The organism is Amycolatopsis sp. QT-25, from assembly GCF_029369745.1.
Taxonomy (GTDB): Bacteria; Actinomycetota; Actinomycetes; order Mycobacteriales; family Pseudonocardiaceae; genus Amycolatopsis.
The window spans coordinates 309,196-325,419 of the sequence record NZ_CP120210.1 but is presented as its reverse complement, the minus strand read 5'-3'; the positions used below and the strand labels follow the sequence as shown (position 1 = coordinate 325,419).

The following is a 16,224-nucleotide window of genomic DNA, read 5'->3' as shown; positions in this document are numbered from 1 at the left end:
AACAGCCGTCCGGTTAGAGCACCACGGTGGGGGTCACGACGGTCCTTCGGCAGGTCACGTCACCGAGGTGGATCACGATCTGGGTGGTGCCCTGGGGGACGTCGTCCAGCACGAACCGGCCTCCCTCGTCGGCGGTGGTGGAACTCGTGCCGTGCTCGGCGACGCGAACCTCCACTCCGTACTCGCCGGCGGGCACGAGCCAGCCGTCGATCCGGTGTTTCTTGCCGATCTTGGTGAGGTTGATCATCACGGTCAGGTCGCTGACGGTGAAGGTGATCGTGCCGGTGTCGCTGCCGCGAACGCCCGCCGTGGCGTCCATCCGTTCCCAGCGGGCGACCTCGACGTCGAGGTTTTCGAGCGCGAGCGCGAACTGAACCCGCTGCACCAGGTCTCCCGGCGGCGGGTCCAATTCGTCCATGAAGCGCCCGATATCGGCGAGCAAGGCCTCATCGCCCGGGGAGGTCATCTCCCCCGGCGTCCCGAGGTCGTTCATCGGCTTCCCCCTTCTTGGGCCAGCAGGTCGCGCATCGATTCGAGACACCGGCCCCTGGTGGGGCCGACACTTCCGCGCGGCATACGGAGTGCTTCGGCGACCAGTTGGTATTCGGCCCGCCCGGCGAGCACGGTCAGCCGGAGAAGCTGCTGACAACGGTGCGGCAGGCGGAGGAAGGCGCGCCAGACCCGGCGATCCCGGTCGGCGCGGACGGCTTCCTCCTCGGGAGCCGGATGGGTGCTCTCCATGCTTTCGGCCAGCTCGTCGGTCAGCGGGACGGGCTGGGCGCGGCGGCCGAAAGGATGCTGTGCTTCACGTCTGGTGGTGGTGATCAACCAGGCGGCGAGCGCCTTGGGGTCACGCAGCTTGCCGAGCTGGCTGAAGAGGGCGAGCCACACCGTCTGGACCACGTCCTCGGCGGTCAGGCGGTCGAGCCCGTTCGCGCGCGCGACATGCCACACGAGCGGGGTCAGCTCGTGCACAAGTCTGTCCATCGCCTGGCGGTCACCGGCGCGGGCCGCACGCATACAGGCGGCATGCAGGTCGGCACCGGTCAGTCCTTCCCATGGCGGGTCTACCTCGGTCGTTTGCACGTCGGTCACCGTATCTGCCCCACTTCGGACGTGTCTTCGTGTCGGCGCTGGCAGTATCGCGGGCCTTTCGGGGGAAAGGAGCGTGCAAGAGGCTCTGGGATACATCAAGTCACTAACTTTTCGTCGATTTTCCGGTCGTCTCCCTCGTCGTGTGGCGGAGGACGAAGGCACCGGCCGGCGCGAGCAGGTGTGTACTGCGCACCGGCCGGCCCTTTTTCCCTCCCCCCGGGCCCGCTCCCCAACGGGCCCGCTTCCGGGCGTCCCCCTCCCCCGAAGGAGCACCCGGAGGTGATGCCCGGCGGCCCCCTCGGCTTCCGGACATCACCCGTCTGTGTGCGCTCAGTTCGCGGGCGGCGGCGTCTTGTACGGGTCCCAGTTGCCGTCCGGGCCCGTGCCGGGACGGGGCGGGATCGGCGCCGTGATCGGGCGCGGCTTCGGGGTCTCTTCGAGGTCTTCGGTGGCCGTGGCGTCGTCGACGGTCGCGGTGTTGATTTCGGTCGTCATCGGGTGTCCCTCATTTCCTCGACTGCTCCATAGGACGCAACGAGGCTGCCACCAGATACACGCAGAGCCAGTTTTTCTGCGGAAATTTCTTGATTTGTGGCAGGAGGGTGACCTGATCAGCGCTTTTGCCGGAAAAAGGTGTCGTTGAGTAGCCGACGGCTCACGTCCGCGAGTTGCCCGGCCCAGCGCCGGTATCCCTCGGGGCCGGGATGGAAGCGGTCCTCGGCGAAGGTCGCCGGGTCCAGCATCGCGGCGGGCATCGGGACGTGGGCTACGCCGGGCAGTGACGCCAGCCGGGTGGCCGCGGCGTCGAGGGCGGCCGACCGCGTGCCGAGGAAGTCCCGCAGCGGACGCGGCAGCGAGGGGAACCAGCCCATCGGCGGCACGCCCGCCAGCACCACCGGGACCCGGCCCACTCGCCGCCGCAGCGCGACGACGAGGTCGAGCAGGTCGCGCCGGTAGGACGCGGCCGAACGCAGTTCGATCGTGTCGTTGACGCCCAGCGCGATCACCACCAGGTCGGCGGGTGCGAGCAGCGGCACCAGCTCCTCACGCACCACCCTGGCGTTGGCGCCGGTCTTGCCGAGTGCCTGCCAGGCGACCGCGCGGCCGTCCCGCGCGAGTTCTTCCGCGAGCCGTCCGGTCAGCCCCTCGGCGTGCGTCGCGGCGCCGACCCCGTCCACAGTGGACTCGCCGAGCACCGCGAGCCGCACCGGAGGGCCGTCGCCCGCCACGACGCCGGCGACCGGCCCCGCGGCCCCGGGAAGCCTTGGCGTCGTACGGCGCACCCGGACGGCTTGTACGAGCAGGATCGGGGCGAGCGCCACCGCACGACTGATCACGCCGCGACTCTACTTCCGCGATCTGTCCTCCACTCGCGAAAAGTCGCGCACGCGACAACCGCGTCGAGAGGACGAAACGTGGGTCGGTCTTGGGCGATCGAGGCGGTCCGGCGACGAGCGAAGCAGATGGTCGGCGACGTCGGCATGGTCGATGCCGTAGCTGCCGCGGACGTTGCCGTCGGTGCGGCAGGGTGCGGCCCGTTCGGCAGCATCTCCTCGCGCGAGTTCCACGCCTTCCCAGTACATGAAGGACCCCATCCTTGCGCCTGGGTACAGGAAGGGGGCCTTCAGGTACTTTCACCGTGGCCTCACGGCAGAACGCCGACGCGACCGCCCGCGCACCGGCGCCCTTCGGTCACTTGCCCTTTTCGGCCCGCATCTCGTGCCACTTCGCGTACATGTCGTTGAGTTCCTTGATCATGAAGCTCAGGAAGTCCCGCATCTCGGCGACCCGCTCACCGGCCGGCGTTCCCTCGCCGAGGGCCGAAACGCCCTCGTCGGCGGCGTCGCGCCACATGGTGATCATGCGGTCGCGTTTCATGAAGGTGGCGTACCAGAGGTCGTCGAAGAGCCGGTAGTGGTCGCGGCGCGAGCCGGGTTCGCGTTCCTTGGCGACCAGGCCGACCTGTTCCAGGTAGCGCACGGCCCCCGAGATCGCGGCGGGGCTCACCGAGAGCTGGTCGGCCAGTTCGGCCGCGGTGAGGCGGCCGGCGTCGGTGGTCATCAACGCGGCGAACACCCTGGCGGGCATCCGCTGCATCCCGATCTGGGAAAGCGTGAGGCCCAGGTGCTCCACGTAACGGCGGACGGCGTCCTCGTCTCTCTGGTCAGGCGTCGTCGTCATGGGCACATCCTCTCGTACGTCCCCCAGAGCGATCACACCATCCATATGTTTTCTTAACTTCACAACTTCGTGAAATCACTGTACCTTCAGTCGTATGGAAAACGCCATCTCCATCTCCGGCCTCCACAAGTCCTTCGGCCGGACCAAGGCTTTGGACGGCCTCGACCTGCGGGTACCCGTCGGGGAGGTGCACGGTTTCCTCGGCCCGAACGGCGCGGGGAAGTCGACCACCGTCCGGGTCCTGCTCGGCCTGCTCCACGCGGACTCGGGTGACGTCCGCCTGCTCGGCGGCGACCCCTGGAAGGACGCGGCGAGCCTGCACCGGCGCCTCGCCTACGTCCCCGGTGACGTGAACCTCTGGCCGAACCTCTCCGGCGGCGAGGTGATCGATCTGCTGGGGCGGCTGCGGGGCGGGCTCGATCAGCGCCGCCGCAAGGAGCTGATCGAACGGTTCGACCTCGACCCCAAGAAGAAGGGGCGCACCTACTCCAAGGGCAACCGGCAGAAGGTCGCGATCGTGGCCGCGCTGGCCTCGCGCGTGGACCTGCTGATCCTCGACGAGCCGACATCCGGCCTAGACCCGCTGATGGAGGCCACCTTCCAGTACGCGATCCAAGAGGAGCGCGAGCAGGGCCGCACGGTGTTGCTGTCCAGCCACATCCTGGCCGAGGTCGAGGCGCTCTGCGACAAGGTCAGCATCATCCGCAACGGGCACACCGTGGAGACCGGCACGCTGGCCGATCTCCGGCATCTCACCAGGACGTCGATCTCCGCCGAACTCGCCGGCCCGCCGAACGGGCTGACGAAACTGGAGAACATCCACGACCTCAAGGTCGAGGGCAACCGGGTCCGGTTCGACGTCGAAACCCGTTCCCTCGACGACGCGCTGCGCCGGCTCACCCAGGTCGGCGTCCGGAGCCTGACCAGCCAGCCGCCGACGCTGGAAGAGCTGTTCCTCCGCCACTACACCGAAGCGAGCGCGAAATGACCGCGACGCCGGACCGTCCGGTGACCGTCTCCGAACCGGGGCACGGGCTGGTCGGCACCTGGCAGCTGACCAGGCTGGCGCTGCGGCGGGACCGGATCGTCCTGCCGATTTGGGTCGTCCTGCTCGGGATCGTGCCCTCGACGTCCTCGGGCACGTTCGAAACGCTGTACCCGACGGCCGCCGACCGGGCCGGGCTCACCGCGAGCATGGGCGCGAACCCGTCGCTTTCGCTGATCTACGGCCCGGCCTTCGACCTCTCGACCGCGGGCGGGTTCACCGCGTGGCGGCTCGGCGGCTTCCTCGCCCTGCTCGTGGCGCTGATGGCGGTCTTCACCGTCACCCGGCACACCCGGGCCGAGGAGGACACCGGCCGCGCGGAACTCCTGGCCTCCGCGGTGGTCGGCCGGTATGCCCTGCTGACCGCGGGTGTGCTGGTGTCCGCCGGGACGAGTGTCCTCATCGGAGGAGTCGAGACCGGGCTGATGATCGGCGCGAAGCTGCCCGTCGGCGGCGCGCTCGCGCTCGGCGCCGCCACCGCGGCGACCGGGCTGGTCTTCACGGCCGTCGCGGCGGTCGCCGTCCAGGTGGCCGAGTACTCGAGGACGGCCAACGGGATCGGCGCCACCGCCGTCGGTGTCGCGTTCCTGTCGCGCGCGGTCGGCGACTCGACCTCGGACGCGGCCTGGGTCTCCTGGCTTTCCCCGCTCGGGTGGGCGCAACAGACCCGGCCGTTCGCCGGCGAGCGCTGGTGGGTCTTCCTGCTGCCGCTGGCCGCGACCGTGGTCGTCGGCGCCCTCGGCTACGCGCTGCTCCCGCGGCGCGACGTCGGCACCGGCCTCGTCCCGCCGCGTCCCGGCCCCGCCGAAGCGGCCACGTCGCTGCGCAGCCCGTTCGCGCTGGCGTGGCGGCTGCACCGGGGTCCGTTGATCGGCTGGCTGATCGGCACGGCGGTGTGCGCCGCGGTGTTCGGCTCGGTCGCGAGCGGCATCGGCGACGTCGTCGGGGAAAGCCGGCAGGCGAAGGAGATCTTCCAGCGTCTCGGCGGCACGGACGGGCTGATCGACGCCTTCATGGCGGCGATGGCCGGCCTGTTCGCCATGGTCGTCGCGTTGTACGGGGTGCAGGCCGCGTTGCGGATCCGCGCCGAGGAGACCGCGATCCGGGTCGAGCCGCTGCTCGCCACCGGCGTGGGCAGGCTGCGGGTGCTGGGGAGCCATCTCGTGTTCGCGTTCGGCGGCACGGCGCTGATGATGGTTCTCAGCGGTGTCCTCTTGGGACTGTCGAACGGGATGCGGGCGGGTGGTGTCTCCGGCTCGGCCGGGGACATGGTGGTCGCTTCGCTGGCGCAACTTCCGGCGGTGTGGGTGATCATCGGCCTGGCCGTCACGCTGTTCGGCCTGGCGCCGAAACTCTCGACGGCGGCGTGGGCGATCGCCGGGCTGGCTTTGCTGCTCAGCCTGTTCGGCCCGGTGCTGGACCTGCCGCAGGTGCTGCTGGACGTCTCACCGTTCTCGCACGTTCCGAAACTGCCCGCCGCGCAGTTCGCCGCCACACCACTGGTCTGGCTGACCGGGGTCGCCGTGGTCGCGCTCGTGGCCGGGCTCATGGGCTGGCGGCGTCGCGACGTCGGCTAGCCACGGGGGATGACCGTGGAGGCCGTCATCGGGGGCGGCCTTCACGGTCCTTGCCGTACCTTCCCGTCGGCCGTCACGACCAGCTTCGCGACCGGCACGCCGCCTCCGCATGCCTCACCCGCCGGGTAGGCGATCGCCGGGGTCACGTCGAGGACGTGGGGTTTCTCGTCGTCGAAGGTCACCGTGGTCCGGACCGGCGTGGTCGGCAGGCCCCGGATGGGGAGGAAGACCTGCTCGCCACCGGGCGCGGACTCGGTCACGCAGCCGCCTGCCCAGCACGACTCCAGTGACACACGGGTGACCCCGGCGGCCACCTCCGGCGGGATGTCGAGGGAGATCCCCTCCGCCAGGGCGATGGCCGGGCAGGCCTTCTCGCCGGAATGGCACGCGCTCGACGTCGCGAGCAGGAGCACGAGAACGGGTAGCCGCCGCATATCCGGACAGACGGCGTGAACGGCCGTCCGGGTTGCGTCAGTCGCTCCGGGATTCCGTGGTCGTGGCGGGCGGGGGCACCGTCGAGGTGGAAGGTGACCCGGGCGGCGTCACGGTTCTGGTCACCGTGCGCGGCGCCGGCGTGCTGACGCGGGTGACGACGAGCGGTTCCGGGACACTTCCCGGCACGGTCACCGTGACCGGCCCGACGGAACGGGAGATCGTCGTCGGGGAAGGGGTCGTGCCGACTTGCTGGACCCGGGGCCGGGGCTCGCGGCCCGCCACCAGAAGGGCGGCGACGAGCAGTCCGGTGGCGAGACCCGCGATGGCCGCGACCGTGACGGAACCGGTGATGGGACGTGGACGCGACATCCGGCACCCCCTCGCCATGCGAAGCGCAGGTACGAGGACTTCTCGCGTTGATCTTACGTTTTGTTACGCAGCGTGCAAGATGGGTGGGAGGTGCGCAAGCCGTCGATCACCACTCGCACTAGGTGGCGTTCCTCCAGCGAATACCGCTCCGCGGCGAGGCAACCGGCGATCAGGGCGCGCAGGTCGTCACCGTCGATGTCCTCGCGCACCGCCCCCGCGGCCTGTGCCCGCGTCAGCAACGCCTGCGTCGCCGACCGGAAGTCGTTGCCCGCGTTCGTTTTGAACCCCAGGCCGGTCGTCTCGGCGAGCGCGTCGCACAACGCCCGATCACGGGACACCTGCTGGACGACGCGGGTGAAGAAGCCGAAGAACGCTTCACCGGGGTCTTCGGCGGTCAGCAGGCCGCGTGCTTCCTTGGCGAACTGCTCGAGCCGGTCGAGGACGACGGCCTGGAAGAGCGCTTCCTTGCTGGGGAAATGCCGGTACACCGTGCCCGCGCCGACACCGGCGATGCGGGCGATCTCGTCGAGGGGGACGGCGAGGCCGTTGACGGCGAAGGCCTCTTCGGCGGCTGCGAGCACCTTCGCTCGGTTGCGTCGCGCGTCGGCGCGCAGCACGGGCTTGTCCACTGCTTCCCCTCCTCGACCGGTCAGGCGTTCCGATTCAACGCCACCGGCGGTAAGGGCATTCCTCACCGCACCGCGGTCTGGGTGCCCTCCGGGGTGAGCAGTCCGTGGATCGTGGTGAACAGGTAATCCCGGACACCGGGGATCAGCACCACCGCGGCGACCGCGAACACCGGGAAGATCAGCCGGTTCTCCACGTTCTTGCCGGTGCGGAACCGCAGCGGCTTCGGCGGCCGGATCTCGTACCAGGTCTCGCCCGCGATGGGGATCGGGAACAGGAACGGGCAGCCGGACTCGGTCAGCGAGTCCCCGAGGCAGTGCACGAAACATCCCGCCGCGACGGCGATGCCGAGCCAGCCGGAGATCTCCGTGAGTTGCGCCACCTTGTCCGGCGGGGCGGTCCACACCCACCACGCGACCGCGGCGCCGCTGACCGGCAGCAGCCAGTCGCCGAGCGCGCCTTCCGCGAGCAGGAGGCCGAGGACGACGACGCCGAACACCGCCCAGGGCCCGCCTTCGGTGGTGCCCCAGGAGGTCAGGAAACCGAGGCCCACGGCGAACAGTACGGTGTGCGAGAGATGCCGGTGCTTACCGGACACCTTCTCGTCCCGAGGTCCCTTGGTCAGTGCGTAGAGAGCCGCCGACACCCGGCGAAGCAGCCACGAGATCGCGCCGGTGAACCAGCCGAGCAGCTTCGACGCGCGAGCGCCCGGGTGGTCGAGGTCCGGCAGGAGGGCGAAGCCGGCCGTGGTCGCGGCGAACACGACCGCTTGGTGCACCGTGCCCGCGCCGACCACGGGTGCGAGGGCGAGCCCCGCGCACCAACCGGTCAGGGCATGCGTCCGCCCCATCATCGTGCTGCCCCCAGAGGTCGCGGATCACGAGCCCACGACCGTAGCGGGGGATCAGGCGGGGGGCTCTTCCGACACGCTGAGGTGCTCGGCGACGCCGGTGAGCTCGATCACTCGGCTCACCTGCGGGCTGGGCACGACTTCGAGTTCGACCGCCTTCTCGGCGGCCTGGCGCTGTGCCTGGAGCACCACGTTCAGCGCGGAGGAGTCGAAGAAGGTCACGCCGGTCAGGTCGGCGACCACCCGGCCCGAAGGTTTCTCGGTGATCAGGGCTCCGAGGGTTTCCTGAAGCTGCGGGCTCGTCAGCAGGTCGAGCTCACCGGTGACCACCACACGCGGTTCAGACGCCTCGGCGTCCAGCGTGATGCTGAAACCGGGCGGCGTGGTGTTCTGGTCCGCTGCGGGCATGCACATTCTCCTCATCAGGTGAGAACCGACGCTCAGCGCCGGAACGCGCCCGGGGTCTCAAGCGGCGGCCGCGCCCAGTCCGGACACGGACGCCCGCTCTTCTTCGGCGGGTTGGCTTGGCTGTTCCCGCAACGACAGCCCCAACCCTAACCCAGTACGGACGGGGCGCCACGATCGCCATCGCGCGCGTCGCCGACCGGTGCCCGGGACGCGCTCAATGCGCGGTCAACGCCTTGCGCCCGGCGCGGCGTTCCCGGAGGAACAGCTCGCGGCGCTCGATCTCGCCGAGACCACCCCAGATGCCATAGGGCTCCTGGACCGCGAGCGCGTGCTTACGGCACTGCGCCAGCACGGGGCAGGTCTGGCAGATGGCCTTGGCCCGCGATTCGCGTCGCTCGCGGGCGGATCCACGCTCGTTGTCCGTGTGGAAGAACAAGCTGCTGTCGGCGCCTCGGCACGACCCACGGAGCTGCCAATCCCACTCTTCCGCCACCACGTTCGGCAGCCGGCTCACGTCAGCCATGTCGGTCCCCGCCTTCCCAGGAGATCGTTTGTCGCGGGTTACATGCCCGCCCCCTGCACGGGTCAAACGTGGGTTTGGTTTGCTCACCCCCAGGGAAGTGATCCAGCACCGGACCGGCAGCGCTGCTCGAGGAAGGAACACACGTGGTGGACAACACCCCGCCCGGCGGGGAGGGCGCTCAACTCATCGAGGTTCGCACGGCCGCGGTACCGCATGTGGTGCCGACTCTCCGGACGATCGTCGCGGATATCGCGATGCGCCAGGACTTCGATCTGGACGCCGTCGAAGATCTCCGGATGGCGGTGGACGAGGCCTGCTCCATGCTGCTTCCCTCCGCCGCCGACGGTCGGCTGAACTGCGTTTTCTCGTGGAAGGACGGGCGGATCGAGGTGACCGTCTCGGTCGTCTCCGACTCTCCGGAACCCGACGACGAGACCGGCCTGTCCTGGCAGTTGCTCACCGCGCTGGCGACGTCCGCGCGGCGGAGTGTCGTCCCGGCCGACGGCGGCTACCTGTCCAGGGTGGAGCTCGTCCGGGAGAGCGAGGCGGCCCGGCCGTGACGGCACCCGTCGGGCGAGACGGCGGGGACGTTCCGGCCCTGTTCGAGCGCATGTGCGCGTTGCCACCGGACGCGCCCGAGCGAGAGGGGCTCCGAGACGAGCTCGTGCGCGCTCATCTGGAGCTGGCGCGCAATCTGGCGCGCAAGTTCCGCAACCGGGACGAGTCGATGGAGGATCTGGTCCAGATCGCGACGATCGGCCTGATCCACGCCGTCGACCGGTTCGATCCCGGCCAGGGCAGTGACTTCCTGGCCTTCGCGGTCCCGACCATCTCCGGGGAGCTACGGCACCACTTCCGTGACAACAGCTGGTCGGTCCGGGTGCCGCGGCGGCTCAAGGAGCTGAACGCGAACATCTCGGCCGTGCGCGAGGAGCTGACCGTCCGGCTTTCCCGCGCGCCGAAGCCCAGTGAGATCGCCGCCCATCTCGGCGTCCCGATCGACGAGGTCTACGAGGGTCTCCGCGCCGGCCAGGGCCGGTACGGGGCCTCGCTGGACAACCTCCTGGAGAACTCGGCGCACACCCGCTTCGGCGAGTCGGACGCCAATCTGAGCCAGGCGGAGCTGCGCGAGGCGCTGCGGCCGATGCTGGAACGGCTGCCCGACCGAGAGCGCAAGATCGTCGCGCTGCGGTTCGGTTCGGGGATGAGCCAGTCGGACATCGCGCGCCGGGTCGGGGTGTCCCAGATGCAGGTGTCGCGGCTACTGGCCTCCACGCTGAAGAAGTTGCGCGAAGGACTGACCGAGACAGAACTCTCCGAAGGAATCTGATTCGACCTCGGCGCTGGTGGGTAATTGGGAGGCGAGCAACGGATCTGGGAGTCTCTCGTGAGGGGAGGTGCGGAAACCATGACGATGTCCAGGACACGATCGGAGGGATCGTTGCCGGTGGTCTCCCTCCCCTTGCCGGTCGATGTGACGGCCCCGGCCGTCGCGCGGCAGGCGGTGCGGACGACGATGGCCGGCCTCGGTCTCGACGGCCCGGCTGTCGACGACGTCCTGCTGGCGACCTCCGAAATGGTCACCAACGCTTTCGAGCACGGCGACAAGCCGGACAGGCTCGAGGTCGAGTACGCCGACGACAGGCTCACTCTGCGGGTCTTCGATTCCGGGTCGGGGCGGCCGAAGCTGAAGGAGCCGTCGCCGATGGCGGCGCGCAGCCGCGGTCTTCAGCTCGTGCACGCGTTGTCCGAAGACTGGGGACACGAGCTTTGCCCCGGCGGGAAGTACGTCTGGGCCGTGTTCAGGGTGGACCGGGCCGACACCCCGGCCTGAGCGCGGCGTCCGCTTCGGCGATGCGCTCCCGGAGCGGCTTCCGCTCCAAGGCCTCCACGGCGGCGACCAGCACTTCCCTGAGCGGATACGGCAGCTCGGCTTCCAGCTGTGCGGCCGCGGCGCTGGTCGCGGCCCACTCCGCTTCGAGTGTCGGCATCAGACGGCGCGTCTTCTCGGTCAGCGAAACGACTCTCTGCCGCGCGTCGGTCCCCGGCCGGAGCGAGACGAGGTCTTGGCGCGCCATCTGCGCGATGGTCTGGCTGGCCGCGGAATGCGTCACGCCGACTTCGTGGGCGAGATCGCGGATGGGCAGCGGGCCGTGCGTGACGAGGGCGCGGACGAACGGCGTGAACCGCGGGCGGTAGTCCCCCAGCCCGATGTCCTCGAAGAACGCGGAGACGTCCGCCTCGGTCAGTTCGAGGACATGCCGCAACAAGGTACCCATCCCTCGTTCGCGCGGCGGCCTTCCCACCAGCGGATCATAACGACCCGACGGCGGCGCCGGGGACGTGCTCGACCAGGGCCCTGCCGGCGTCGGTCGCGGCCGGGGTTCACCGACAGGCAAAGAACGACATAATCGCCGGATGACGCCCGAAGAGCTGCTCACGACCACCCGAACCGTCCGCAAACGACTGGACCTGGCCCGGCCGGTCCCCCTCGAACTGGTGAAGCACGCCCTGCAGGTCGCGTTGCAGGCGCCGAGCGGCTCGAACTCGCAGCGCTGGCACTGGCTCGTGATCACCGATCCCGGGCAGCGGGCCGAACTCGGGAAGCTCTATCGGCGGGCGTGCCGCGATTACCTGGATTCCCCGAACGCCGCCGGGAAGCTGTTCGCCGACGACCCCGAACGGTCGAAGGTGCAGAAGCGCGTCGGTTCCAGCGTCGAGTACCTGGCCGACCGGATGGGCGAGGTGCCCGTCCACGTCATCCCGTGCCTGGAGACGAACAGCGCCGAACTGCCCGCCGGCAACCAGGCCGGGCTGTGGGGGAACCTGCTGCCGGCGGTGTGGAGCTACATGCTCGCGGCGCGGGCGGTCACGCTCGGCACGGCGTGGACGACACTGCACCTCGCGTACGAGAGGGAGGCCGCGGAGATCCTCGGCCTGCCGGAGAACGTGCACCAGGCCGCGCTCATCCCGACGGCGTTCTACACCGGCGACACCTTCAAGCCCGCCGCGCGTCGGCCGCTCGAAGAGGTCATGCGGCTGGATCGCTGGTGAGATAGGACTCCAGCCGGTCCGCCAGTGCTCTCGGGTGGCTCAAGGACACGGAGTGGGAGCCGTCGATCTCGTCGGGCGCGAACCCGAGCCTGTCCTGGACGACCCGGCGTTGGAATTCGGGCGTGAAGAAGCGGTCTTCGCGCGCGATGAGAACCTTCGTCGGGACGTCCGGCCATTTTTCCAGCGGCCACGGCTGTCCCCATTCGGCGCTGACCTGGTTCCGGCCGTGCGAGCCCGCTTCCGCGACGATGTCCGCGGGGACGCCGTTGAAGAATTTCTCCTCGTCGCCGAGGTCCTTGGCGTCCTCGAAACCCGTGTTGCCCCACCAGTCCGCCGGTGTTTCGCCCGGCTTCGGGATCATCGGCGTCAGCATCACGAGCAGCCGCGCGGAAAACTCGCCGGCGACGATCGGCGCGGTGAAACCGCCGTAGGAATGGCCGAGCACGACGATGTCGTCACTGTCCCGGCGGTCGCCGGTCGCTTTCACGACGGCGTCGACGTGCTCGGGGAAGCCCGCCTTCTCGTCGTCGATCGGCAGGTTCACCGCGACGACGTCGTGGCCGCGGCCCGCCAGCTCCGCCTCGAGGAGGTGGAAGTCCCAAGCGCTGCCGCCACCGCCGTGGATCAGTATGAAGGTCGCCATGGGCCCAGCCAACCCGAAGCCGGGCCGATCAGCAACGAGCGAGCATGTCGCTGAGCGCGGTCTTCTCCGCGGTGGTGACCGTGAGGCCGTAGTAGTGCTTCACGGTGATCCAGTCGGTGGCGTAGGTGCACCAGAACGAGACGAGCGGCGGCTTCCACTGGTCCGGCGCCTTGTCGCTCTTCTCCTGGTTGACGTTGTCGGTGACGGCGAACAGCTGGGGCCGCGTCAGGTCGTTCGCGAACTGGCGCCGCTTCTCCTCCGTCCACGACTTCGCCCCGGAGACCCAGCTTTGGGCGAGCGGGACCATGTGGTCGATGTCGATGTCGGTCGGCTCGGTCCAGGTCTCGCCGTCGTAGCTGCTGGTCCAGCTGCCGGCGGTCGGGGCGCAGTCCGGACCGGCCTTGACGTCCTTGCCGTCGCGCTTGAGCACGAACTCGCGGGTGTTGCAGTTGTTCCCCTGGTTGTCCCAATGCGGGTACTTCTTGCGGTCGTAGCCGTCCATCGAACCGCGCGGCGCGACGGAGAGCTCGTCCAGTTGCTTGCGCGCGTCGGCGGCGCTGGCCGTGTCCGCGGGCCTGGGTCGCAGCGCGTCGTCCTTGCCGCTCACGAACCAGAAGACCGCGAGCACCACGGCGGCGAGGGTGATCACCAGGAGCAGCCGCTGGGTCGTGGTCATCTGCCGGGCACGCGTGGCCACCGCGCGATTCCTCTCGACGGGGACGGGGAGCGCCCAGTATCGCCACGGCCGGCGGGGGAACCGGGTGCGACACGGCGATGACCGCCGGTAGTTGTTGTCACATCCGGGTCCTGAGCGGCGACCACCCCAGGGACGCTGCCGGAAGGAGCGGGCTTGTGGGCGCCGGAAAACGTAAGTGGAACACCAGGGTCGACGACTATCTGAACCGGAAGGCCGCGGAACGCGGACACGTGATCGCCATGGCGCGTATGGGATCCACCGCGCTGGAGCGTGGCGATCTCGACGAGGCCGAAGCGTGGTTCCGGAAGGCCGCCGAGGGCGGGGACAGGGTCGCGATGGGCAACCTGGCGCACCTGCTGAACGAGCGCGGCGTACCGGAAAAGGCCGAACGTTGGTACCGCGAAGCCGCGATGGCCGGTGATTCGCATGCCATGTCGTATCTGGGAAAACTCTGTGCGCGACGGGGTGACGCGGCCGCCGCCGAGGACTGGTGGCGACGCGCGGCCACCGAAGGCCGGGTCGAGGCGATGGCCGAGCTGGCGCGGGCACTGCATCGGCGCGGCGAACTCGAAGAGGCCGAGTACTGGGCGGGCGAGGCCGCGGGGGCGGGCGACGTCGAAGGGATGATCACGCTCGGCGCCGTGCTCTGCGACACCGGCCGGACGGCCGAGGCGGAACCGTGGTGGCGCAAGGCGGGGGAAGGGGCCGACGCTTCCGCGCTGTGCGAGCTCGGCCGCCGGGCGCAGCGGCGGAACGATCTCGCGCGCGCCGAAAGCTGCTACCACGCGGCCGCGGCCGCCGGCGCCCCCGAAGCCGCCGTCCGGCTGGGTCTGGTGCTGCACCGCCGCGGCGAACTCGAGGCCGCCGAACGCTGGTATCTCAAGGCCGCCAAACGGGGCGACGCCGCCGCGATGACGAACCTGGGTGTGCTGGCCAACGACCGGAACGACCCCGGTGAGGCCACCGCCTGGTACCGGAAGGCCGCGGAACTCGGCAGCGTGCCCGCGTACACCAACCTCGGCAGGCTGGCCGCCGACCACGGGAACTTCCAGGAGGCCGAGTACTGGTTCCGCGCGGCCGCAGACACCGGCGACCAGGCCGGGCTACGGGATCTGGAGGAGCTGTACCGCAACCGCCAGCGGTTCTAGGCGCGCCAGTTCCGCATCGCCGCGAACCCTTCGCGCAGCCGCTGGAGTTTGCGGCTGCGGTACGGGTCCTCGCCGTCGTCGAGCCGCCACCGCTCCTCGACGCCGGCGCGGAACACCGCGAGCCCCTCGAAACCGAGGCCCGCGGTGAAGTCCGCGATGTTCACGTCGAGGCGGCCCGAACCGTCGAGATCCAGTCGCAGCAACCACTCCGCGAGCTCCTTGGGCTCCGGCGGCGAGTCCGCGCAGGCCTCCGCGTACAACGCGAGCGCGCCCCGGACCTCGGCGCCGAGCGCGCCGAAGGAGTCCTCGACGAAGTCCAGTGCCTCCACCACCAGCTCGATGACGCGGCACAGCAGCGGCCCGTCCATGAGCTCCCTCGCGGTGGCGAGCACCTCGCGCACCTTCTCGGTGTACGCGACCGTGCCCTGGAAACCGACGAAACCGCGCAACCGCAACGTTCCCTCGACGTGCCGCCGCAACGCGTCGAGGTCCTCGCGGCCCGCCTTGAGCGACAGTTTGCGGAACAGCGCCGGGTCCTCGTTCGCGTGCCCGACCAGCAGCTCGACCAACTCGGCGTGGGAAAGCGTCTCGACGTACCCGCGGATGTCCGCCGCGCCGCCGTCCGCCACGCCCTCGAGCACCAGCAGCCCGACGGCCACGCAGTGCTTGCAGAAGAACCCGTCCGCCGCGTGCGGACAGGAGCACTCGCCGACCAGCTCGCCGTCGACGTTGCGCAACCGGACCGTGTACCGGTCGGTGCCGCTGACCACCGCCGCGACCCCGCCCGCGACGTCGTCCAGCGTCTCGACCGACTCCAGGTACTTGGCCCCGCGCGCGAAGGAGACGTCACCGGCCTGCCTGCGGAGCTCGTCCTCGCTGAACCACGTCACCGCCCTATTGAACCCCTTGCGCCGTCGGCCCGAGGAACAACCCGCCGCTCGCGTCGAGGACCTGCCCCGTCACCCACCGGGCGTCGTCGGAGGCGAGGAACGCGACGACGTCCGCCATGTCCTCCGCGGTGCCGAGCCTCCGGTGCGCCGTGAGGCCGGTGATGGCGGCCTCCAGCTCCGGCGTGAAGAGGGTTTTGTTCGTCTCGGTCTTCGTGGCGCCCGGCGCGACGACGTTGACCGTGATCCCGCGTGGTCCGAGCTGGTGGGCGAGCGTGCGGCTCATCGTCTCGAGCGCCCCCTTGGTCATCGCGAAGGACGTCTGCGTCGGGTTGGCCATCCTGGTGGCGACCGACGAAATGTTGATGATGCGGCCACCGTCGTTCAGCGGTGCTCGCTGGATGAGGAAGTACGGTGCCTTCACGTTGACCGCCATCAGGTGGTCGAAGCCTTCGGGTGTGTCCGTCTCGATCGGTCCCCGCGGTGCGGCTGCCGCGTTGTTGACCAGGATGTCCAGGCTGTCGATGCCCTCCAAGGCCTTGTCGACACCGTCCATCGTCGACAAGTCGGCCTGACCGCTGTCTTGTCTCAGGACGGTTACGCCGTCCCGCTCCAGCCTCCGGGCGATCGCCGCCCCGATCCCCCGCGACGCCCCGGTCACCAATGCCGTCTTCATGCGCACCCC

The 16,224-nt window shown here is 69.9% G+C and carries 23 protein-coding genes; 7 read left to right on the top strand and 16 right to left on the bottom strand.

Annotated elements, in window-relative coordinates:
• Positions 1-13 precede the first annotated feature (13 nt).
• From P3102_RS01595 to P3102_RS01575, 5 genes are all read right to left on the bottom strand, one after another.
• On the bottom strand, positions 14-493 hold the full coding sequence (locus P3102_RS01595; RefSeq protein ID WP_276365933.1) for a carboxypeptidase regulatory-like domain-containing protein: 480 nt from the start codon (positions 491-493) through the stop codon (positions 14-16).
• The gene (locus P3102_RS01590; protein WP_276365931.1) at positions 490-1,095 is read right to left on the bottom strand and encodes a sigma-70 family RNA polymerase sigma factor; all 606 of its coding nucleotides are present in this window, start codon (positions 1,093-1,095) and stop codon (positions 490-492) included. The genes P3102_RS01595 and P3102_RS01590 overlap by 4 nt, the downstream gene beginning before the upstream one ends.
• A gap of 330 nt (positions 1,096-1,425) precedes the next feature.
• A complete protein-coding gene (locus P3102_RS01585; RefSeq protein WP_276365928.1) occupies positions 1,426-1,590 on the bottom strand; it encodes a hypothetical protein in 165 nt (54 codons plus the stop codon).
• Positions 1,591-1,706: 116 nt separating this feature from the next.
• Entirely contained in the window at positions 1,707-2,432 is a 726-nt protein-coding gene (locus tag P3102_RS01580) for an SGNH/GDSL hydrolase family protein (RefSeq protein WP_276365927.1), read from the bottom strand.
• 355 nt (positions 2,433-2,787) lie between these two features.
• Complete coding sequence (locus P3102_RS01575) at positions 2,788-3,276, bottom strand: MarR family transcriptional regulator (protein ID WP_276365925.1); 489 nt, start codon at positions 3,274-3,276, stop codon at positions 2,788-2,790.
• 94 nt (positions 3,277-3,370) lie between these two features.
• Here P3102_RS01575 and P3102_RS01570 point away from each other — a divergent pair, with 94 nt between their 5' ends.
• On the top strand, positions 3,371-4,264 hold the full coding sequence (locus P3102_RS01570; RefSeq protein WP_276365923.1) for an ABC transporter ATP-binding protein: 894 nt from the start codon (positions 3,371-3,373) through the stop codon (positions 4,262-4,264).
• Positions 4,261-5,898: an ABC transporter permease gene (locus tag P3102_RS01565; protein ID WP_276365921.1), complete on the top strand. Its 1,638-nt coding sequence runs from the start codon at positions 4,261-4,263 to the stop codon at positions 5,896-5,898. The genes P3102_RS01570 and P3102_RS01565 overlap by 4 nt, the downstream gene beginning before the upstream one ends.
• A 41-nt stretch (positions 5,899-5,939) precedes the next feature.
• Here P3102_RS01565 and P3102_RS01560 read toward each other — a convergent pair whose 3' ends face one another.
• The 6 genes from P3102_RS01560 to P3102_RS01535 all read right to left on the bottom strand — a co-directional run bounded on the left by P3102_RS01560 (position 5,940) and on the right by P3102_RS01535 (position 9,110).
• Positions 5,940-6,332, bottom strand: coding sequence for a hypothetical protein (locus P3102_RS01560; RefSeq protein WP_276365919.1), 393 nt, complete (start codon positions 6,330-6,332; stop codon positions 5,940-5,942).
• 37 nt (positions 6,333-6,369) lie between these two features.
• On the bottom strand, positions 6,370-6,702 hold the full coding sequence (locus P3102_RS01555; protein ID WP_276365918.1) for a hypothetical protein: 333 nt from the start codon (positions 6,700-6,702) through the stop codon (positions 6,370-6,372).
• Between the two features lie 53 nt (positions 6,703-6,755).
• Positions 6,756-7,331, bottom strand: coding sequence for a TetR/AcrR family transcriptional regulator (locus tag P3102_RS01550; RefSeq protein ID WP_276365916.1), 576 nt, complete (start codon positions 7,329-7,331; stop codon positions 6,756-6,758).
• A gap of 62 nt (positions 7,332-7,393) precedes the next feature.
• Entirely contained in the window at positions 7,394-8,179 is a 786-nt protein-coding gene (locus P3102_RS01545; protein ID WP_276365914.1) for a metal-dependent hydrolase, read from the bottom strand.
• Positions 8,180-8,233: 54 nt separating this feature from the next.
• A complete protein-coding gene (locus tag P3102_RS01540; RefSeq protein WP_276365912.1) occupies positions 8,234-8,587 on the bottom strand; it encodes an STAS domain-containing protein in 354 nt (117 codons plus the stop codon).
• Positions 8,588-8,801: 214 nt separating this feature from the next.
• Positions 8,802-9,110: a WhiB family transcriptional regulator gene (locus tag P3102_RS01535; RefSeq protein ID WP_037315146.1), complete on the bottom strand. Its 309-nt coding sequence runs from the start codon at positions 9,108-9,110 to the stop codon at positions 8,802-8,804.
• 143 nt (positions 9,111-9,253) lie between these two features.
• Here P3102_RS01535 and P3102_RS01530 point away from each other — a divergent pair, with 143 nt between their 5' ends.
• From P3102_RS01530 to P3102_RS01520, 3 genes are all read left to right on the top strand, one after another.
• Positions 9,254-9,670: an anti-sigma factor gene (locus P3102_RS01530; RefSeq protein WP_276365910.1), complete on the top strand. Its 417-nt coding sequence runs from the start codon at positions 9,254-9,256 to the stop codon at positions 9,668-9,670.
• Positions 9,667-10,440, top strand: a complete 774-nt coding sequence (locus tag P3102_RS01525; protein WP_276365909.1) for a SigB/SigF/SigG family RNA polymerase sigma factor — start codon at positions 9,667-9,669, stop codon at positions 10,438-10,440. Before P3102_RS01530 ends, P3102_RS01525 begins: the two co-directional genes overlap by 4 nt.
• A 78-nt stretch (positions 10,441-10,518) precedes the next feature.
• Complete coding sequence (locus P3102_RS01520; RefSeq protein ID WP_276365907.1) at positions 10,519-10,944, top strand: ATP-binding protein; 426 nt, start codon at positions 10,519-10,521, stop codon at positions 10,942-10,944.
• On the opposite strand, the gene P3102_RS01515 is transcribed toward P3102_RS01520, so the two are convergent.
• Positions 10,913-11,389 (bottom strand): MarR family transcriptional regulator, encoded by a 477-nt coding sequence (locus P3102_RS01515; RefSeq protein WP_276365906.1) that lies wholly within the window; start codon positions 11,387-11,389, stop codon positions 10,913-10,915. The two genes, P3102_RS01520 and P3102_RS01515, sit on opposite strands and share 32 nt — an antisense overlap.
• Before the next feature lie 139 nt (positions 11,390-11,528).
• On the opposite strand from P3102_RS01515, the gene P3102_RS01510 reads away from it, so the two are divergent.
• A complete protein-coding gene (locus P3102_RS01510; protein ID WP_276365904.1) occupies positions 11,529-12,164 on the top strand; it encodes a nitroreductase family protein in 636 nt (211 codons plus the stop codon).
• Here P3102_RS01510 and P3102_RS01505 read toward each other — a convergent pair.
• On the bottom strand, positions 12,142-12,807 hold the full coding sequence (locus P3102_RS01505; protein ID WP_276365902.1) for an alpha/beta hydrolase: 666 nt from the start codon (positions 12,805-12,807) through the stop codon (positions 12,142-12,144). The two genes, P3102_RS01510 and P3102_RS01505, sit on opposite strands and share 23 nt — an antisense overlap.
• 28 nt (positions 12,808-12,835) lie before the next feature.
• Positions 12,836-13,504, bottom strand: coding sequence for an HNH endonuclease family protein (locus tag P3102_RS01500; protein WP_276365901.1), 669 nt, complete (start codon positions 13,502-13,504; stop codon positions 12,836-12,838).
• Positions 13,505-13,659: 155 nt separating this feature from the next.
• Between P3102_RS01500 and P3102_RS01495 the strand changes: the two genes are divergently transcribed.
• A complete protein-coding gene (locus P3102_RS01495; RefSeq protein WP_276365899.1) occupies positions 13,660-14,652 on the top strand; it encodes a tetratricopeptide repeat protein in 993 nt (330 codons plus the stop codon).
• Here the strand turns inward: P3102_RS01495 and P3102_RS01490 are convergent.
• Positions 14,649-15,542 carry an SWIM zinc finger family protein gene (locus tag P3102_RS01490; protein WP_276365897.1) on the bottom strand — a complete coding sequence of 298 codons (894 nt, stop codon included), beginning with the start codon at positions 15,540-15,542 and terminating at the stop codon, positions 14,649-14,651. The two genes, P3102_RS01495 and P3102_RS01490, sit on opposite strands and share 4 nt — an antisense overlap.
• 4 nt (positions 15,543-15,546) lie before the next feature.
• Positions 15,547-16,215 (bottom strand): SDR family oxidoreductase, encoded by a 669-nt coding sequence (locus P3102_RS01485; protein WP_276365895.1) that lies wholly within the window; start codon positions 16,213-16,215, stop codon positions 15,547-15,549.
• Positions 16,216-16,224 lie beyond the last annotated feature (9 nt).

Bases quoted from the DNA above. Each gene is read 5' to 3' on its own strand.
- P3102_RS01595 (WP_276365933.1), bottom strand. From the start codon at position 493: ATGAACGACCTCGGGACGCCGGGGGAGATGACCTCCCCGGGCGATGAG.
- P3102_RS01585 (WP_276365928.1), bottom strand. From the start codon at position 1,590: ATGACGACCGAAATCAACACCGCGACCGTCGACGACGCCACGGCCACC.
- P3102_RS01575 (WP_276365925.1), bottom strand. From the start codon at position 3,276: ATGACGACGACGCCTGACCAGAGAGACGAGGACGCCGTCCGCCGTTAC.
- P3102_RS01570 (WP_276365923.1), top strand. From the start codon at position 3,371: ATGGAAAACGCCATCTCCATCTCCGGCCTCCACAAGTCCTTCGGCCGG.
- P3102_RS01565 (WP_276365921.1), top strand. From the start codon at position 4,261: ATGACCGCGACGCCGGACCGTCCGGTGACCGTCTCCGAACCGGGGCAC.
- P3102_RS01560 (WP_276365919.1), bottom strand. From the start codon at position 6,332: ATGCGGCGGCTACCCGTTCTCGTGCTCCTGCTCGCGACGTCGAGCGCG.
- P3102_RS01555 (WP_276365918.1), bottom strand. From the start codon at position 6,702: ATGTCGCGTCCACGTCCCATCACCGGTTCCGTCACGGTCGCGGCCATC.
- P3102_RS01545 (WP_276365914.1), bottom strand. From the start codon at position 8,179: ATGGGGCGGACGCATGCCCTGACCGGTTGGTGCGCGGGGCTCGCCCTC.
- P3102_RS01540 (WP_276365912.1), bottom strand. From the start codon at position 8,587: ATGCCCGCAGCGGACCAGAACACCACGCCGCCCGGTTTCAGCATCACG.
- P3102_RS01535 (WP_037315146.1), bottom strand. From the start codon at position 9,110: ATGGCTGACGTGAGCCGGCTGCCGAACGTGGTGGCGGAAGAGTGGGAT.
- P3102_RS01520 (WP_276365907.1), top strand. From the start codon at position 10,519: ATGACGATGTCCAGGACACGATCGGAGGGATCGTTGCCGGTGGTCTCC.
- P3102_RS01515 (WP_276365906.1), bottom strand. From the start codon at position 11,389: ATGGGTACCTTGTTGCGGCATGTCCTCGAACTGACCGAGGCGGACGTC.
- P3102_RS01510 (WP_276365904.1), top strand. From the start codon at position 11,529: ATGACGCCCGAAGAGCTGCTCACGACCACCCGAACCGTCCGCAAACGA.
- P3102_RS01505 (WP_276365902.1), bottom strand. From the start codon at position 12,807: ATGGCGACCTTCATACTGATCCACGGCGGTGGCGGCAGCGCTTGGGAC.
- P3102_RS01485 (WP_276365895.1), bottom strand. From the start codon at position 16,215: ATGAAGACGGCATTGGTGACCGGGGCGTCGCGGGGGATCGGGGCGGCG.